The organism is Streptomyces sp. GSL17-111, from assembly GCF_037911585.1.
Lineage (GTDB): Bacteria > Actinomycetota > Actinomycetes > Streptomycetales > Streptomycetaceae > Streptomyces.
This window is the reverse complement of record NZ_JBAJNS010000001.1, coordinates 3,651,184-3,667,887: the sequence shown is the minus strand read 5'-3', so window position 1 is coordinate 3,667,887 and position 16,704 is coordinate 3,651,184. Positions and strand designations below refer to the sequence as shown.

Genomic DNA, 16,704 nt, shown 5'->3' with positions numbered 1-16,704 from the left:
GTCACGCGTCAGTCGAACCAGCGGGCCACCGTCAGCTCGCGCGTACGCTCCGGATCCTCCAGCAGGGCGGCCACTTCGAAGCGGCGCGGCCAGGCGCCCGCGGCCCAGGCCAGCCCGGCGGCGACGCCCTCCAGCGTGGCCGCGTGCAGCCCGCCCTCCCGGGTGAACCGCCAGTCCAGCTCCACGCCGTCGACGAGGAGTTCGTCGTGCTCGGTGTAGGAGTCCGGCGTCTGCGGGCCCAGCAGCGCGCCGACCCCGTCCGGCACCTCGCGCACCGCGCCGCCCGTCGGGGCGGGGGCGGGCAGGGCGTCGCTGAGCAGGCCGACGTCCAGGACGGACGCCAGCCGCGCGGCCAGCGTCGGACGCACCGGCAGCAGCGCGCGGCCCGCCGCGAGCGGCAGCAGGTCCGGGGCGTCGGCGACGAGCGCGCCCGCCGCGTCGACGACCCGCACCCGGCCGTCCACCACGGCCCGGACGTCGTCGGGGAGCGTCACCTCGTCGGGATCGAGCTCGGCCAGCAGGGTGTAGAGGCCGTGGAGCTGGGCCGGGCCCACCGGCAGCTCCGGGTCCGCGAGCCGCCCCAGCAGCTCGGCGGCGCCGCCCGGCTCGTCCAGCAGCGCGGCGGCCGACGTGCGGACGCCGAGCGCGTGCAGGAGGGCCGGGTCGTCGAAGCCCCGCGCGTCGGCCTCCTCGTACAGCCCGGCCAGCAGCGGGTCACCGCCCGCCGCCCGCAGCCCGGCCGGACGGCGGCCGTCCAGCACCGGATGCCCGCGCAGCCACCAGGCGGTGTAGGGCCGGACGGTCTCGGCCGTGCCGTCGGGCAGCAGGACGCGCACCGGCGTGGTCAACGCGTCCCGCAGCGGCGGCCGGGACAGCAGCGCGAGCGCCTGCGGCCACCGGTCGTCGTCCACCAGATCGAGGTCACGGACGGCCAGCAGCTCGGTGACGACCGGCGGCACGGGGGTCTCGGGCAGCTGGTCGAGCACGTCCTCGCACCACACGTCGACGACGTCGAGCAGCCCGGCGTCGTCGGGCTCCGCGTAGTCCGAGTCGCGCGGGTCGAGCTCGTCCGGGTCCAGGACGACGTCGGCCGCGCGGACCAGCGGGAAGCCGGCCAGCACCCCTACGGCCGTCAGCGTCTGCTCGCCCCAGCGGTCCGCCAGCCCGCCGTCGCAGACGGGAAGTTCACCCGCCCGGAGGACGGCGGCGAAGGCGCTGCCCGGATACACCAGCTCACCGGCCGGGGCCGGCTCACCGTCCTCGTCGGGCAGGGCGAGCGCCCCGAGCCACGGCTCGTCGCCGGGCGCGAGCCCCGCGTCGCGGACCAGGCCGAGCACGAGGTCGGCCAGCTCCTCCGCGTCCAACGCCGTGTCGTCCTCGTCCCACACCTCGTCGGCGTCGAGCGAGGCCGCGACCGCCGCGCGCACCTGCGGGGTGGTGAGGACGGCGCGCGGCGTGGCCGGGACGGCGCCCAGCTTCTCCAGCAGCGGATGCGCGGCCTCGGCGTGCGCCACCTTCAGCCCGAGCCGCGCCAGCCGGTCGGCCCCGGCCAGGTCGGGCAGCGGCAGCAGCACCTGCCGGGGGCCGATCGTCGTGCGGCCGTCGGCGAGCGGGACGGGCAGGCCCGTCAGCCGGTCGGGGTCCACCCCGGCCAGCGAGTCGTACAGCCGCCGCCACCACGCCGGGTCGCGCTCGACCCCGGCGAGCCGGTCGATGATCTCGCCCAGCGGGATGCGCGGCACGTCCAGCGTGCGCAGCTCGGTACGGCGTTCCAACCCGGCGGGCAGCAGGCTGGGGAACAGCTCCGCCAGCACGTCCACCGTCGCCGCCCCGGCGCCCTCGGCGATCTCCGCGTCCCGGGGCCGCAGCACGTGCGGCTCGCCGTCGTCGTCCTTCCCCGCACTCGGCAGGAACGGCACCCCCGGCAGCCGCTCCAGCAACCGCGCCCGCAGCGCGCCGTCCAGCTCCCCCCGGCCCAGCGGCCCGGGAACGAGGTCGATGACGCCCGGGTCCACCGGGTGCCACGCGCGCAACAGCTCGGTGTAGGTGTCGGCCACCCGATCCAGCAGGAAGTCCGTCAGCGGCCCCGGCGCCGTGTGCCGCCGGGAGGACTCCAGCGGGAAGGAGGCGATGAGCAGCGCGGGCAGCCCCAGCGGTTCGTCGGTGGGCGTCGGCGCGTGCACCACGGGCTCCGTCGCCGGACGCACCGGCGCCCCGGCGGCGTCAGCGTCGACGGGGACCGCCCACGTCACCGACCACGTGGGGCGGCGGCGCTCCTCCACCGGACGGTCCGCGAGCAGCGCCGCGTCGGTCGCCCCCCGCGCGGAGGCCACGCGCCAGCGGCGTCCCCCGATGACGGTGTACGGGCCGTCCTGGCGGCGCGTCAGGGTGCGCTCGCCCTCCGGCGTGTCCACGACGACCTCGTCCAGCCCCGGCAGGGCCAGCAGCAACGCGTCGTCCACCCCGTCCAGCAGCCGCGTCGCCAACTCGTGCGCGGCGGCGTCCCGCAGCGGCAGCACGACGGCCGTGTCGTACCCGGCGGGCGCCTGGCCCTCGGCGGCGAACGGCAGCCGCAGCAGCGGCACGTGCCCGTCCCGGCGCCGCAGCTCCTCGGCCAGCCCCGGCACGGCGGCGGCCAGTTCACGCGCCTCGGCCAGCGACCAGCGCACTCCCCCGCCGTGGCTGACCACGGCCGGTTCGTCACTGATCGTCAGCACGGCGGCGAACCCGACGCCGAACCGGCCGACCGTGCCGGCCTCGTCCCGCTTCGCGGACGCCCGCAGCGTCGCCAGCGACTCCACCCCGGCCGCGTCCAGCTGCGCCCCGGTGTTCGCCGCGACGAGCGTGCCGTCCCGGAGCGTCAGCCGCAGCCGGCCCGGCACCCCGGCGCGGGCCGCCGCGTCCGCCGCGTTCTGCGCCAGCTCCACGACGAGCCGGTCCCGGTAACCGCCGAGCGCCAGCTCCTCCTCGGCGTTGGCGTCCTCCCGGAACCGGGCGGGCGAGGCCGCCCACGCCGCCAGCACACGCCGCCGCAGTTCCCCGGCCCCGAACACATCACCGTCCATGCGGCCGACCGTACCGCTCCCCGACCCCGCCCCCTCCGCCGGAGGGGCCCGTCAGCCCTCCGGCGTGGCCGAAGCGGTCGGCGCGGGCCCCTCGATGTCGGCGGCGTCCGGGAAGTCCAACGCGTTCCGGCACCCGAACCCCTCAGCCGCCCTCTCCGCAGACGCGAGGAGGACGGAGAACGTGATCTCGAGGTTCAAGGCAAAAAGATGCTCGACGAGTTTCCCCTCAACCGTTCGAAGCTCGGAGGATTCATCGACCTGGCACAGGAATCGAATCTTGGACACACTGGGGTCGGGACGGCCACCGGCGATGATTTGAATGTCCTCTCCCGCACCGTAAACGTATCCATCCACATCGCTGCGCCGCTGACCCGGAGGAACATATTCATCACCGACATTCGCCCACACATAGGACATGGTGAATTTCAAGGTCTCATCATCAGTTCGACGAATAGAGCAGAATTCTCCTGGAAGCTGCACCGCTCCATTAGTCAGCTCTTCGATTTTTTCCGGGTTGAAGGTTCCCCTCTCTTCGATATGCGCTATAACGCGCGCATCGAATATTCCGTGACACAAGGCACGGATATCCACTTCAGCATCATCGCTTGATTCTCTGGTGCAACCGACGAGGGAGACGAGAAGGAGGACGACACACAGCAATTTCTTCATCATCAGTCTGCATCCAGATCCTCGGCGATCACTTGCCCATTGGTGTAAGCAGCCGCAGCCTCAGTATTCATCTCAGTGCCATCAGATACCTCGTGAATCTCCTGATAAGCGTAGCCGTTGCTCCAGGCCATCATCCGTCCCCTACTGCGGAACTCCTCAGAGGTCAGGCCCGCATCGACTGAGAGATTCTTCTCGCCTTCCTTCACGTTCTCGGCGATCTCGTTGCCGAAGTACGTGTCGAACGCCTTGACGCCCGCGTCAACGGCCAAGGGGACCGCGACGGCTGCGGCCACACCCGCGCCGGGGCCCGCTGCAGCGGTCACCCCGAGGAACGCGGCGGCGCTCACTCCCACACTGACACCGTATTTCTGCCACGAGGAGGCTTCCTCTCGCGCCTTGTTCGCCTCGTCCGCCTTGCCCTTGAAGTCCTCTTCGATCTGCGAGGTGCGCGCCTCATCGAGGACTCCGTGGTTGTACGCGCCTACGTTCTGCGCGTTGCGCGCCATGGCCGAGTCGTCGCCCTGCGCCTCCATGAGGCTTGCGGTGTAGGCGTGCTGCGCCACGGAGAGCGTCTCGTAGCCGCCCTCGTGTCGACCCACGTTGTAGAGGAACCTTCGGGCCGCCCCTTCGTCCAGGGAGATGTGGCCGGGCTCTCCTCGCTCGAACAGGTTCGCTCGGTCCTCGGGGTTCATGGGGCCGCCGTAGGGCGCGACGCCCCAGGCCAGGTCGTCGATATAGCCCGCGCCCATTTCGGCGAGGCTGTTGATCACGCCGGGGCGCTTTTCCACGAAGTCGGGGGTGTTGGCGACGGTGATGGCCACCTGCTCCATGACGTTGGCCGTGGCGTCGTCGCGCTGGAGGCCCACCTCGCGGTAGGGGACACCCAGCGTCGCCGACTCCAGGGCGCGGCCGAGCTCGTCGTAGGCGTAGCCACGTCGGGGGTCCTCGCCCTCCACCGGGTCGTGGGGCCAGTCACGTTCCAGGAGGAGGTATCTGAGGTCGTCGTCCAGCGCCTTCTCCCATTTGTCCTTGCGATAGTCCTCGTCCCAGTCCGGGGCCTGGAAGAACTCTTTGGAGGCTTCCGGGTTGTTACCCAGGGCCGTCAGGAAGCCGGCCATCGGGTCGTTGCCCTTGTCGGTGCCACCGACGTTCAGGTAGTGGGGCTCGACGCCGAGGGTCCAGACGTACTTGCTGTCCGCCTTCTTCTCGAAGTCGATGAGTTCCCGGCCGTAGGACTGGAGGAAGTCGGAGTCGTAGTCCCCCTCGTGCATGAGGCTGCTCAGCACCTGGAAACCGTAGGGGGTGCGAGCCTTCACCGGGTCGGCACCGGGGTTGGTGGGAGCGATCACGCGTTCGGCGCCCAGCTCGATGATGTCCTTCTTCCACTCCCGCATCTCCGGGCTCCCGGAGTGGGTGGCCGTCGCCAGGGTGTGGCCCAGGGACTCCTGCAGCCGGGTGAGGATCTTCTCCTGCTCCTTGCTCCGGTCCTGGTCGGCGGTGACGCCGGACCAGAACTCCAGGACGCCGCGCGGCCCGGCTTTGAGGGCCACCTGCTCGGCGAAGAACGGGTCGCCCTCGCGTCGGCTCAGGGTCCTGTTGAGTTGCCGGAGGTCCGCGGGGCTGGCCGCGGTGCCCTCGGCGAGGATGCGGGTGACGACCTCGGCGTCGCGGGCCGCCTGGCGCCTGCCCTCCGCCGCCGCCTCGACGCTGTCGTAGGTGCCCGCGTTGAAGCCCTGTTCCCGTCCGTTGCGGTCCTGCGTCAGGGCCCAGTGCAGGGCCTCGTCGGCGTCCGTGGCGTCGTTGACCGCGGCCCGGACCCGGGTGTTGTACCCGCTGACCGTTTCGGCGTAGAGCCGTTGCCGGCTGCCGTCGTCATCGTCGGCGGCGGCGGTCGCGGAGAAGGAGACGACGCCCTGGGCGGAGATGCTGAGGTTGCGGTCCTCCTCCACCTCATTCCGGACCGCCCGCGCCCGCTTCTGCGCGGATCTGAACGCCTCCAGTGCGCTTTCCAGGAGCCGGTGGATGGCGCCCGCCTCGTCCTCGGCGGCGAGGAACTGAGCGGTGACGGCGTCCAGCTTGACGAAGGCGGCGTCGGCCGTCTCCCCCGTCCAGTCGGAGCCGCGCAGCCGTCCGGCCACCTTGCCGTCGAACTCCCGGCTGATCGTGTTGAACTGGCCGGGCAGGTTGCGCCACTTCACGACGGCCTCGTCCAGCGGGCCCAGATCGGCGCTCGTCAGGTCCTGGTAGGTCACCATCCCCCCGCACACCCCCTCCGCATCGAGCCGTCACCCCTTGGGGACGTCGATGCCCTTCGCGTTGTCGGCCTGGGCGAGGTCCTCGGTGCGCATCAGCCCGGCGGCGTTCCGCAGGCTCTGGGCCACGCCCCGGTCCATCAGCTCGTCCAGGTGGGTCGTCTGCTCCGACCACCGCTCCTGGAAGACGGGGATCGCCCCGGCCGCGCTGAAACCGCTGAGGCCCTCGGGGATCCGCCCGGTCTCCCGCAGCGTGGCGTCGTCCGCCCGGCGCAGGGCGTCGCGGACCGTGTCGGCCTCACCGGCCCGGTTCTCCAGCAGGCTCGGGGTGACCTTCAGCTTCGGTCCGGGCGCCCCGCCACCGCCGTCGATCGGCGCCGCTCCCGCCAGGCGCAGCTGGGCGTGCTCGTGCAGCCTGGCCCACTCCTCCTCGAAGGACATCGCTCCCCGCATCTCCCCTCCGCGTTCGGCGCGTGCCGCGTGGCCGCCCGGCTACGCGGCGTGCGGGCGCCACTCTAGCGCCGCAGGGCGACGTCGTTCGGCGGAACGAACCGCTCCGGCGCGGGGAGGAAACGGGATGGGGTCAGCTGCCGGTTTCGCCGGGTTCGGTCTCCGTGGCGGCGTCCGGGGCCGGGGTGTCGTGCAGCGGCAGCGCGTCGACCCTGGTCTCGTCGATCACCGGCGGCGGGGGCTGCGGCGGCGTCGGCATGACGGCCGCCTCGGAGTGCCCGCCGCAGCCGTAGCCGAAGGAGACGACGCGGCCGTCGGCGGGGGCGTACTCATTGGCGCACACCCCGAAGGCCTGCTTGAGCGAACCGGCGAGCGGCACGAGGAAGCCGCAGGTCTGGCAGGAGGCGGGGGCGGCCTGGGCCATCGGCGTGCGGGGGCCGAAGTCGTCCTCCCAGCGCTCGGCGGCCAGGTGGAGGCCGAGCCGGGAGAGGACGCGGGCGCGGCGCAGGCCCAGTTCGTCGGCGACGGCGCCGATCTCGACGGGCCGGGGCGCGGTGGGCGGCTCCTCGGCCACGACGGAGTTGGGCGGCGGGGCGTCCTCGTCGGTGTAGCCCTGTTCGAGGCGCAGGTCGTCGGCCTCGGTGGGCAGGAGGTCGCCGGTGCCGAGGTCGCCGGGGCGCAGCCGTTCGCTCCACGGCACCCACTCGGGGGCCAGCACGGCGTCCGGGCCGGGCAGCAGCACGGTCTCGTCGAGGGTGACGACGCGGGCGCGGGAGGCGCGGGCGACGGTGACGGCCCAGCGCCAGCCCCGGTAGCCGAACTCCTGGCACTCGAAGAAGTGGGTCACGACGCGGTCGGCGTCGGCCACGGCCCCGAGGTAGTCGCCGACCGTCCCGGGGTGGGCGGCCTCGGCCGCGGCTTCGCGGGCGAGTTCCACTGCCTCGGCGCACAGCCGGTCGGGGGTACGGCTTCGCATCGCAGCACTCACAGCAATCGTCTCTTCCCTACGCCTTGTCGCGCCTGCGCGCACGACAGGAGCCGCGTGTTCGCCGTGGGGGGACGGAGCGGACCGGTGGACCGCTGCGACGTACCCGCGCCGGGGACACACAGGGGACGATGCCGTACGGGGCGCGCTGTGCACCCACGCTACCCCACCACTCCGCCGGGCAACCGCGCGAGGCGGTCGCCGACCGTCCGGCAGAGGTCCCGTTCAAGGCGCGCGCGGTGGGGCACACTGACGACGTGACTGACGAAGTGGGGGGCACGCGCCTGACGGACGGAGCTGGACGGCCGAAGCGCACCGGCACGCGGCTGCGGCCCGCGCCGCCGGTGCCGCAGGCTCCCGCGGGGGACGGGGACGGCGTCGGGACGGCGCGACGTCCGGGCGTGGCGCGGCGCGTCGCGCGGGGCTTCGGGCGGGCCGTGCACCGCCCTCCGGCCGCGCTCGGGCGCGGCATCCGCCGGGCGACGCACGCGCAGGGCGCCGGGGAGTCGGGGCTCGGCAAGCTCACCGAGCTGCACATGATCAACTCGGCCGGCGACATGCTCATCACGATCGCGCTGGCCTCCACCATCTTCTTCTCCGTCCCCACCGGCGAGGCGCGCGGCCGGGTGGCCCTCTACCTGGCGGTGACGCTGGCGCCCTTCATCCTGCTGGCCCCGGTGATCGGGCCGCTGCTGGACCGCATCCCGCACGGGCGGCGGGCCGCGATGGCCGGGGCGATGCTCGCCCGCGCGCTGCTGGCGCTCGCGCTCTCGGGGGCGGTGGCGGACGGCGGGCTGGAGCTGTATCCGGCGGCGTTGGGCGTGCTGGTGGCGTCGAAGGCGTACAACATCGTGCGGTCGGCCGTCGTCCCACGGCTGCTGCCCCCGCGCATCTCACTCGTCAAGGCGAACTCCCGCATCACCCTGGCCGGTCTGCTGGCGACGGGGGCGGCGGCTCCGGTGGGTGCCGGGCTGCACCAGTTGGGTCCGCAGTGGCCGCTGTACGGGGCGTTCGCCGTGTTCATCGTCGGGCTGTTCCTGGCGTTCACCCTGCCCCACCAGGTGGACTCGGCCAAGGGCGAGGCGCGCGCGCAGCTGGCGGCCGACCGGGGCGAGCCCGAGCCGTGGCTGGCCAAGCACAGCCCGGGCCACCGGCGCCGGTCCGAGGAGCGTCCCGGGCTGCGGACGGTCGGGGCCTCGGTGTTGAACGCGCTCATCGCGAACTCCTCGGTGCGCGCGCTGTCGGGGTTCCTCACCTTCTTCCTGGCCTTCCTGCTGCGCGAGCATCCGCTGGACGGCCACGGCGCCGCGTTCTCGCTGGGCCTGGTGGCCGTCGCGGCGGGTACGGGCAACGCGCTGGGCACGGCCGTCGGGGCGTGGCTGCGGGCGCGGGGTCCGGAGATCATCATCGCGACGGTGCTGGGGCTGGCCCTGACCGCGACGGTGGTGGCGGCCGTGCGGTACGACATCGTGACGGTGACGGCGGTGGCCGCGTGCGCGGGGGTGTGCCAGGCGCTGGCGAAGCTGTCGATGGACGCGCTCATCCAGCGCGACGTGCCCGAGCAGGTGCGCACCTCGGCGTTCGCCCGTTCGGAGACGCTGGTGCAGATGTCGTGGGTGGCGGGGGGCGCGGTGGGCATCGTGCTACCGCTGATCGGGACGCTCGGCATGGCCGTGGGCGCGGGCCTGATCGCGGCCGGGGCCATCGCGTCGGTGCGCGGGCTGCTGGGCGCGGCCCGCCGCGGCACGCCGCACCCCCGCGTCGCCTGAGGGACGCGGGGCGATAGCCTGCCCCCCATGACCAGCATGCTCTCCCGGCCCCGGGGCCGTCACACCCGGGCCCTCGCGGCGGCCGGCGCCGCCTTCGCGCTCGTCGCCCTGTCCGCGTGCGAGAAGCCGACGCCGATGACGACGGTCACCGTCGGCTCGGACAGCGTCTACGCCGAGGCGGCCTGCTACAACGACGGCAAGAAGCTGACCGAGGAATCCTTCGCCACGTGCGTCGAGGACGCCAAGGAGGCCCCCTCCATCTCCATCGACCGCAACGACAGCATCAAGGTCGGTGTGGAGCCGGACGTCGCGGAGCGCGGCTGGCAGATCTGGCTGGAGGGCCAGCCGTTCGACGCGTTCGCCGACTCCACCTACCAGTCGGTCGACGCCTCGATCATCGTGCAGGCCCTGCAGCGCGGCGGTCAGGAGGTGGACAGCGTCAACATGTCGATCGTCGAGACGCCGCTCCCGGACGCCGGTGAGCAGCAGGCGCAGCCCGGCTACTACGGCGTCTGGAACTTCGAGCTCGAACTGAGCGAGTAGCACGTCCCGGTTCCGGCGAGCGTGAACGTGCGCGTCCTGGTCGTCACCGCCGTCCCGCCCGAGCGGGACGCGGTGACCCGTGCCGCGCCGTGCGCACCGCAGCCGGTCGAGCTGCCGGGCACGGCGGAGCTGCACCGCGTCGTGTGGACGGTGCCGGGGCCGCCGGGCGCGGAGGTCGAGCTGGACGCGCTGGCGGCGGGGGTCGGTCCGGCCGCCGCCGCGGCGGGGACGGCCACGGCGCTGACGGCCGCCGTGCTGGCGGGCGCGCCGTACGGGCTGGTCGTCTCGGCGGGCATCGGCGGCGGCTTCGGGCTGGCGCCGGGCCGCGCCGTGGTGGCGTCGCGGATCGTCGCGGCGGACCTGGGCGCGGAGACGGCCGAGGGGTTCCTGCCCGTGACGGAGCTGGGTTTCGGCACCTCCGTCCACCTGCCGCCGGCCGGGGCGGCGGGCGAGCTGGCCGGGGCCGTGGACGGCGTCCTCGGGCCCGTGCTGACCCTCTCCACCGTCACCGGCACCGCGCAGGGCGCCGCCGAGCTGGTCCGGCGGTACCCGGACGCGGCGGCCGAGGCGATGGAGGGCTTCGGTGTGGCGGAGGCCGCCGCCGGGTACGGCGTCCCGGTGCTGGAGGTGCGGACCGTCTCCAACGCCGTGGGCCCCCGGGACCGGGCGGCGTGGCGCGTCCCGGAGGCCCTGTCGGCGCTGACCGGGGTGTTCCGTGCCGCCGCACCACTGCTGGGGACGTGGACGACGTCCGGGATGCCGAGGGGATCGCATGGCTGACACGCAGGGCTTCGCGGAGGGCCACGCGGAGGGCCGCGGGGAGGGCCACGGGGAGCCGCTGGCGGTGGCGTACTCGCCCTGCCCCAACGACACGTTCGTCTTCCACGCCTGGGCCCACGGGCTCGTACCGGGCGCGCCCCCGATCGACGTGACGTTCGCGGACATCGACGTCACCAACGGGCTGGCCGAGCGGGGGGCCGCGTGCCCCTTCGACATGCTGAAGATCTCCTACGGGCAACTGCCGTACGTGCTGGATGAGTTCGCGTTGCTGCCGTGCGGCGGGGCGCTGGGGACGGGCTGCGGCCCGCTGGTGCTGACCCGCGAGCCGGGCCGGGCGCTCACCGGGGGCACCGTCGCCGTGCCGAGCGAACGCTCCACCGCCTACCTGCTGTTCCGGCTGTGGGCGGCGGCCGAGGTGCCCGGCGGCATCGGGAAGATCGTGGTGCTTCCGTTCCACGAGATCATGCCCGCCGTGCGGGACGGCTCGGTCGACGCGGGTCTCGTCATCCACGAGGCGCGCTTCACCTACGGGCGGTACGGGCTGCACAAGCTGGCCGACATGGGCGAGCACTGGGAGAGCACGACGCGGCTGCCCATCCCCCTCGGCGCGATCGTCGCGCGCCGCTCGCTGGGCCCGGAGCGGCTGACCGCCCTCGCCGACGCCGCCCGTGCCTCGGTGCACAGGGCCTGGGACGACCCGGCGGCGTCGCGGGCGTATGTGCGGGAGCACGCGCAGGAGATGGACGACGCGGTGGTGGACCAGCACATCGGCCTGTACGTCAACGAGTTCACCGCCGGCCTGGGCGAGGCCGGGTACGCCGCCGTGCGCGGCCTGCTGACGCGCGCCGCCGCCGAGGGCCTGGTGCCGCCCCTGGCGCCGGACGCCCTGCGCCCGTGACGCGGCGCGCCTAGCGGGCCCGGCCGGGAGCCCGGGAGGGAGGGCGCGCGGAAGCGCGAACGGGGCACGCCGCAACGACGTGCCCCGGGAAACCGTCGCGCGGTCAGACGTCGAGCTGGTCGGCCACCGCGCGCAGCATTCCGGCGATCTTCGCCCCGTGCTGCTTGTCCGGGTAGCGCCCCCGCTCCAACTGCTGCGAGACGCCGTCCAGCAGCGTCGTCAGGTCCTGCACGATGGACGCCAGTTCGTCCGGCTTGCGGCGCTGCGCCGCCGCGACGGACGGCGCCGGGTCGAGCAGGGTGAGGGACAGCGCCTGGTCACCCCGCTGTCCGGCCACGACGCCGAACTCCACCCGCTGGCCCGGCTTCAGGGCACTGACGCCGCTCGGGAGCACGGAGGAGTGCACGAAGACGTCGCCGCCGTCGTCACGGGAGAGGAAGCCGAAGCCCTTCTCGCTGTTGAACCACTTGACCTTGCCGGTAGGCACGTCTGTCCTGTCCTCGCACTCGTGTGGCATCCGGATAACAGTCCGGCGGGCCGCTCTCGACCCGCCGTACCCAAGATTAATCTCCCCCTGCCCGGTGACAAGAGGCCACCGGAGAGTCAGCGACGGTCAGGACCGTGCACAGGTGCACCGGTCTTACCCTGGACGGGTGACCACTACACCTTCCGCTTCCTCCCCCGCGCCGGACGACGGGCGCCGGCCCGGGGACGTGCTGATCCGTGTCGGGATGGTCGTCTTCACGCTCGGGGCGCTGGCGACCGTCATCACGTTCCTCCCGCTGTTCCTCGGCACCGAGCCCTTCCCGACGGCGGCGTACGTGCTGTCCATGCTCATGGGGGTCGGGTTCGCGCTCGCCGGAGCCGGCTTCCTGCGCGGGGTGGCGGCGCAGCGGCGGGCCGCGCGCCGCCACGGTCAGGCGACGCCCGAGGGCTCGCCCGGGTAACCGTCCTCCGCGTGGTGGGCGGCCAGCCAGGCCGGGAACGCCTCCAGGCCGGGCAGGACGGCGTCCGCCCCGGCCGCCCGCAGCTCCTCGGCGGAGCAGGGCCCGGTCGTGACGGTGACCGACACCGCTCCGGCCGTCCGCGCTCCGCGCACGTCGCCGACGTGGTCGCCGACGTAGACGTGCGCGCCGTGCTCACGCAGCGCCGCCGCCTTGGCCTCCGCCCACAGCCCGCCGGCCAGCGCGTCGGGCAGCAGCCCGAGGTGGTCCAGGTGCAGCTTGGCGTGCGGCTCGTTCTTGGCCGTGACGACGAGGGTCCGGCCACCCGCCGCCCGGACGGCGGCCAGCGCGGCGTGGGAGCCGGGCAGCGCGCGGGAGGCCGCGATCGCGTGGTCCGCGTACAGCTCGCGGTAGCGCACCGCCGCCGCCGGGACGTCTCCGGCCGGGAACCAGTACGCCAGCTCCGTCTCCAGTGGGGGCCCGAGCCGGCTCACGGCGAGGGCGCTGTCGATGGGGGTGCCCGTCTCGGCGGCCAGCAGGTCGTAGACCGCCTTGATGCCGGGTCGGGTGTCGATGAGGGTCATGTCCAGGTCGAAGCCGACGGTGACGGCCTCCGGGGTCAGCTCGGGCATGCCGTCCATTGTGCGGGCCGCCCCCGTCACCCGTACGGGCCACCCGGAAGCCGGTGGACCGCACGCCCGGTCTCAGCCCCGGACGCGGCGGGCGCGCCAGAGGAGGAACACCGCGGAGGCCAGGGCGGCGGCGCGCACGAACCACGGGTAGCTCTCCTGAAGCACGTCCCCGAGCGCGCCCTCGGGCACGGGCTCGCCCCAGCGGCCCGTCGTACGGCCCCACAGCCAGACGGCGCCGCCGCCCGCGACGAGCGCGGGCATGCCGAGGACCGCCCACTTGCGCTCGGCGAGCGGCAACCGGGGCGACCACCAGGCCACCAGCCACCCGGCGGCGAGCGCCAGGAGGGAGCCGAGGACGGTACCGGCCACGAGCGCCGCGACGGCCAGCAGCTCCACCGGGCCACCGACGCGCGCCACGCCCGTGCCCCCCACCGGGACGGGCACGCGGGCCAGCCGCCGCAGCCGGGCCCACCGGCCGGCCGGTGGCGCGGGCTCCTCCGCCCCGGCCGGCTCCGGCGGCGCTCCGGACGGCCCGCCCTCCCGCGCCGGTGGCTCCTTGCTCAGGGGCACCTGGCCGGGCAGCGCCTCGCCCGGCAGCGCCTGGCCGGGGACGAGCTTGGGGGCGTCGCCGTCGGCCGTGGGCGGCACCAGCATCTCGGGGATCTCGATGCCGCCGACGAAGCCGTCGACGTGGCCGCCCCCGGTCTTGGCGAAGGGGCCGCCGTCGCCGACCCACCACTGCGGGTCCGCCGCCTCGGGGGGCAGCTCGTCCATGCCCACGAGGTGCGGCGGTGTGGGGCCACTCGGGGCGGGCGGCTCCGGCCGGGGCGCACGGCGGCGGCGGGTACGGCCGGACGACGGCCGGTCGGCGGACTCGGCGGACTCCTCTGCGGGACGCGGCACCGGGACGCCGCCCCCGCCGCGCGCCGCCGCGACCACGTCCTCCGGTTTGCCGAAGCGGCCGAGGATGCGCCGGACCTCCGCCACGGACTCCACGCTGCCCTCGGCCCGCATGCGTTCGATACCCGCCCGCAACTCGCCGACCAGCCGCGCCCGTTCGGCCGCCGTCATCGTCGTTCTGTGCGCCACGTCGCCGACCCGGCTGAGGTAGTCGAAGACGAGCTTCTCACTCTCGATCCCCACGCCCCGACCGTACAGGGCCGGGCCCGGTACCGTGGGTGGGATGACCCGTGAGACCGCCGCGCCGCGCACGCTCGCCGACGAGCTGCGCGGCAGGCCCGACGACGCGCTGGCCGAGCTGCTGCGGGCCCGTCCGGACCTGCTCTCACCGGTCCCCGGCGACGTGACGCAGCTGGCCACCCGCGCCGCGACGCGGGCCTCCGTCGTCCGCTCGCTGGAGCGGCTGGACCGCTTCGCGCTCCAGACCGCGCAGGCGCTGGCCGTGGCGCCCGACCCCTGCGCGCGCGAGGAGCTGGCCGCCCTCCTGCCGGGCGGGGAGGAGGCGTTGCCGGACGCGCTGGCCGCCCTGCGGGTGCGGGCGCTGGTGTGGGGCCCGGACGCACAGCTGCGGCTGGTCCGCACCGCCCGCGAGGTGCTGGCGCCGTCGGGGGCGGCCCCGTCGCCGACCGGCCTGGGCCCGACGCTGGCGGAGGCGGCGGCCGGGATGTCGCCCGGCCGGCTCCAGGAGATCCTGGCGCACGCCGGGCTGCCGACGACCCACGACCCGGTCAGCGCGCTCGCCGCGCTGACCGCGCTGTTCACCGACCGGGACCGGCTGGCGGCCCTCCTGGAGCAGGCGCCCGCCGGGGCCCGCGAGGTCCTGGGCAAGCTCGTGTGGGGCCCGCCGCTGGGCACCCTCGGCGGCACGGCGGCCACCGACGGCGGCACCGCCGACGGCGCCGCCACGGCCCCCGTGCGCTGGCTGCTCGACCGGGGGCTGCTGCTGCCCGCCGGGCAGGGCGGCGGCCGGACGGTCGTCCTGCCGCGCGAGGTGGCCCTGCACCTGCGCGGCGGCCGGGCGCACCGCGAGCTGGAGCCCGTCCCCCCGAAGGTCGGGGTCGGCCGCTCGCACGAGGTGCGCACGGTGGACACCACGGCGGCGGGCCAGGCGTTCACCGCGCTGGCCACCGTCGAGGAGCTGCTGGCGGGCTGGGAGCGCCTCCCGCCGCCGGTGCTGCGGGCGGGCGGCCTGGGCGTGCGGGACCTGAAGCGGACCGCCGTGGCGCTGGACCTGCCCGAGCCGGCGGCCGCGTTCTGGGTGGAACTCGCCTACGCGGCGGGCCTGCTGGCCTCCGACGGGGAGGCCGACGAACGGTACGCGCCCACCCCCGTCGCCGACCGGTGGCGGGACCTGCCGCCGCAGGAGCGCTGGGCGCGGCTGGTGGCCGCCTGGCTTCCCGCCACCCGCGTCCCGGGGCTCGTCGGCAGCCGGGACGCGAAGGGGCGGGCGCTGGCCGCGCTCGGCCCCGGCCTGGACCGGTCCCTGGCCCCCGAGGTGCGCCGCCGGGTGCTGAAGCTGCTGGCGGAGCTGCCGGAGGGCGGCGCCCCGCTGCCGGACGACGTGCTGGCCCGGCTGCGCTGGGAACGCCCCTCGCGCGGCCCCGAGGAGCTGCGGGCGCGGCTGTGTGCGGCGGCGTTGCAGGAGGCGGAGCTGCTCGGGCTGACCGGCCGGGGGGCGCTCGCCGGGTACGCACGCGGGCTGCTCGCCGTCCGCACGGCCGACGCCGGGACCGCCGACGCCCGGACCGTCGACACCGGGACGGCCGACGCCCGGACGGCCGATACCCGCGCGGCCGACGCCTGGGCGGACGCTGCGGACGCCGCCGCCGCGCGGCTCGCCCCGCTGCTGCCCGAGCCGCTGGACCACGTCCTGCTCCAGGCCGACCTGACGGCCGTCGCCCCCGGCCCGCTGGAACGCCCGCTGGCGGACGCGCTGGCGGTGCTGGCCGACATCGAGTCCAAGGGCGGCGCGACCGTCTACCGCTTCACGCCCGCCTCGGTGCGGCGCGCCCTGGACGCCGGGCGTTCGGCCACCGACCTGCACGCCTTCCTCGCCGCCCACTCCCGCACCCCCGTGCCGCAGCCGCTGACCTACCTCGTCGACGACGTGGCCCGGCGGCACGGCAGGCTGCGGGTCGGCGCGGCCTCCGCCTATGTGCGCTGCGACGACGCCGCCCTGCTGGCGGAGATCATGGCCGACCGGCGCTCGGCCGCCCTCGGCCTGCGGCTGCTCGCGCCGACGGTCCTGGCCGCCACGGCCGAGCCGGGCAGACTGCTGGAGACGCTGCGGGAGATGGGGCACGCCCCGGCCGCCGAGTCGGCCGACGGGGACGTGCTGATCGCCCGCGCCGGCGCTCACCGCACGCCCCCGCGCACGGCGCCCGAGCCGGTGCCCGAGGGACCGCCGCCGCCGAGCCCGACCCTCCTGGCGGCGGCCGTGCGGGCCGTCCGGGCGGGTGACCTGGCCGCCACCGCGCCCCACCGGGCGCCGGGCGGCACCTCGCCCACGGGCGAGCCGCCGCGCACGACGTCGGCCGACACCCTCGCCACGATGCAGTCGGCGGTGCTGACGGGGACGGCGGTGTGGATCGGCTACGTCAACGCGGACGGCGCGGCCAGCCAGCGCGTCATCGCGCCCGTCCGGGTCGAGGGCGGCTTCGTGACCGCCTACGACCACACGGCCGACGAGGTCCGCACCTTCGCCCTCCACCGGGTGACGGGCGTCGCCGAGCTGGCCGACGACTGATCCCCCGGTCG

Annotated in this window: 14 protein-coding genes; 6 read left to right on the top strand and 8 right to left on the bottom strand. The window is 75.1% G+C overall.

Features of this window, described 5'->3' with window-relative positions; all coding sequences use genetic code 11:
* Positions 1-8 precede the first annotated feature (8 nt).
* From V6D49_RS16310 to V6D49_RS16290, 5 genes are all read right to left on the bottom strand, one after another.
* Positions 9-3,065 (bottom strand): sacsin N-terminal ATP-binding-like domain-containing protein, encoded by a 3,057-nt coding sequence (locus V6D49_RS16310; protein ID WP_340560546.1) that lies wholly within the window; start codon positions 3,063-3,065, stop codon positions 9-11.
* A 51-nt stretch (positions 3,066-3,116) separates the two neighbouring features.
* Positions 3,117-3,737 (bottom strand): hypothetical protein, encoded by a 621-nt coding sequence (locus V6D49_RS16305; protein ID WP_340560544.1) that lies wholly within the window; start codon positions 3,735-3,737, stop codon positions 3,117-3,119.
* Positions 3,737-5,989, bottom strand: a complete 2,253-nt coding sequence (locus V6D49_RS16300) for a DUF6571 family protein (RefSeq protein ID WP_340560543.1) — start codon at positions 5,987-5,989, stop codon at positions 3,737-3,739. The genes V6D49_RS16305 and V6D49_RS16300 overlap by 1 nt, the downstream gene beginning before the upstream one ends.
* 30 nt (positions 5,990-6,019) lie before the next feature.
* Positions 6,020-6,439 (bottom strand): hypothetical protein, encoded by a 420-nt coding sequence (locus V6D49_RS16295; RefSeq protein ID WP_340560542.1) that lies wholly within the window; start codon positions 6,437-6,439, stop codon positions 6,020-6,022.
* Positions 6,440-6,569: 130 nt separating this feature from the next.
* Positions 6,570-7,412: a DUF3027 domain-containing protein gene (locus tag V6D49_RS16290; RefSeq protein WP_340560540.1), complete on the bottom strand. Its 843-nt coding sequence runs from the start codon at positions 7,410-7,412 to the stop codon at positions 6,570-6,572.
* 410 nt (positions 7,413-7,822) lie between these two features.
* Here V6D49_RS16290 and V6D49_RS16285 point away from each other — a divergent pair, with 410 nt between their 5' ends.
* Genes V6D49_RS16285 through V6D49_RS16270 form a run of 4 tightly spaced genes read left to right on the top strand, consistent with a single transcriptional unit; the run spans position 7,823 to position 11,411 of the window.
* Positions 7,823-9,190: an MFS transporter gene (locus V6D49_RS16285; RefSeq protein WP_445330647.1), complete on the top strand. Its 1,368-nt coding sequence runs from the start codon at positions 7,823-7,825 to the stop codon at positions 9,188-9,190.
* Between the two features lie 27 nt (positions 9,191-9,217).
* Entirely contained in the window at positions 9,218-9,733 is a 516-nt protein-coding gene (locus V6D49_RS16280; protein WP_340560538.1) for a DUF2771 domain-containing protein, read from the top strand.
* 27 nt (positions 9,734-9,760) lie between these two features.
* Positions 9,761-10,513: a futalosine hydrolase gene (locus tag V6D49_RS16275; protein ID WP_340564075.1), complete on the top strand. Its 753-nt coding sequence runs from the start codon at positions 9,761-9,763 to the stop codon at positions 10,511-10,513.
* Positions 10,506-11,411, top strand: a complete 906-nt coding sequence (locus tag V6D49_RS16270; RefSeq protein ID WP_340560536.1) for a 1,4-dihydroxy-6-naphthoate synthase — start codon at positions 10,506-10,508, stop codon at positions 11,409-11,411. The genes V6D49_RS16275 and V6D49_RS16270 overlap by 8 nt, the downstream gene beginning before the upstream one ends.
* A 103-nt stretch (positions 11,412-11,514) precedes the next feature.
* Here the strand turns inward: V6D49_RS16270 and V6D49_RS16265 are convergent, their stop codons facing one another.
* Positions 11,515-11,898, bottom strand: coding sequence for a cold-shock protein (locus V6D49_RS16265; protein WP_191210264.1), 384 nt, complete (start codon positions 11,896-11,898; stop codon positions 11,515-11,517).
* Positions 11,899-12,064: 166 nt separating this feature from the next.
* On the opposite strand from V6D49_RS16265, the gene V6D49_RS16260 reads away from it, so the two are divergent.
* On the top strand, positions 12,065-12,358 hold the full coding sequence (locus V6D49_RS16260; protein ID WP_431781038.1) for a hypothetical protein: 294 nt from the start codon (positions 12,065-12,067) through the stop codon (positions 12,356-12,358).
* On the opposite strand, the gene V6D49_RS16255 is transcribed toward V6D49_RS16260, so the two are convergent.
* Complete coding sequence (locus V6D49_RS16255) at positions 12,328-12,987, bottom strand: HAD family hydrolase (protein ID WP_340560534.1); 660 nt, start codon at positions 12,985-12,987, stop codon at positions 12,328-12,330. The genes V6D49_RS16260 and V6D49_RS16255 overlap by 31 nt on opposite strands.
* Positions 12,988-13,059: 72 nt before the next feature.
* On the bottom strand, positions 13,060-14,130 hold the full coding sequence (locus tag V6D49_RS16250) for a hypothetical protein (protein WP_340560533.1): 1,071 nt from the start codon (positions 14,128-14,130) through the stop codon (positions 13,060-13,062).
* 40 nt (positions 14,131-14,170) lie between these two features.
* On the opposite strand from V6D49_RS16250, the gene V6D49_RS16245 reads away from it, so the two are divergent.
* Positions 14,171-16,693 carry a helicase C-terminal domain-containing protein gene (locus V6D49_RS16245; RefSeq protein ID WP_340560531.1) on the top strand — a complete coding sequence of 841 codons (2,523 nt, stop codon included), beginning with the start codon at positions 14,171-14,173 and terminating at the stop codon, positions 16,691-16,693.
* The last annotated feature ends 11 nt before the right edge of the window (positions 16,694-16,704 follow it).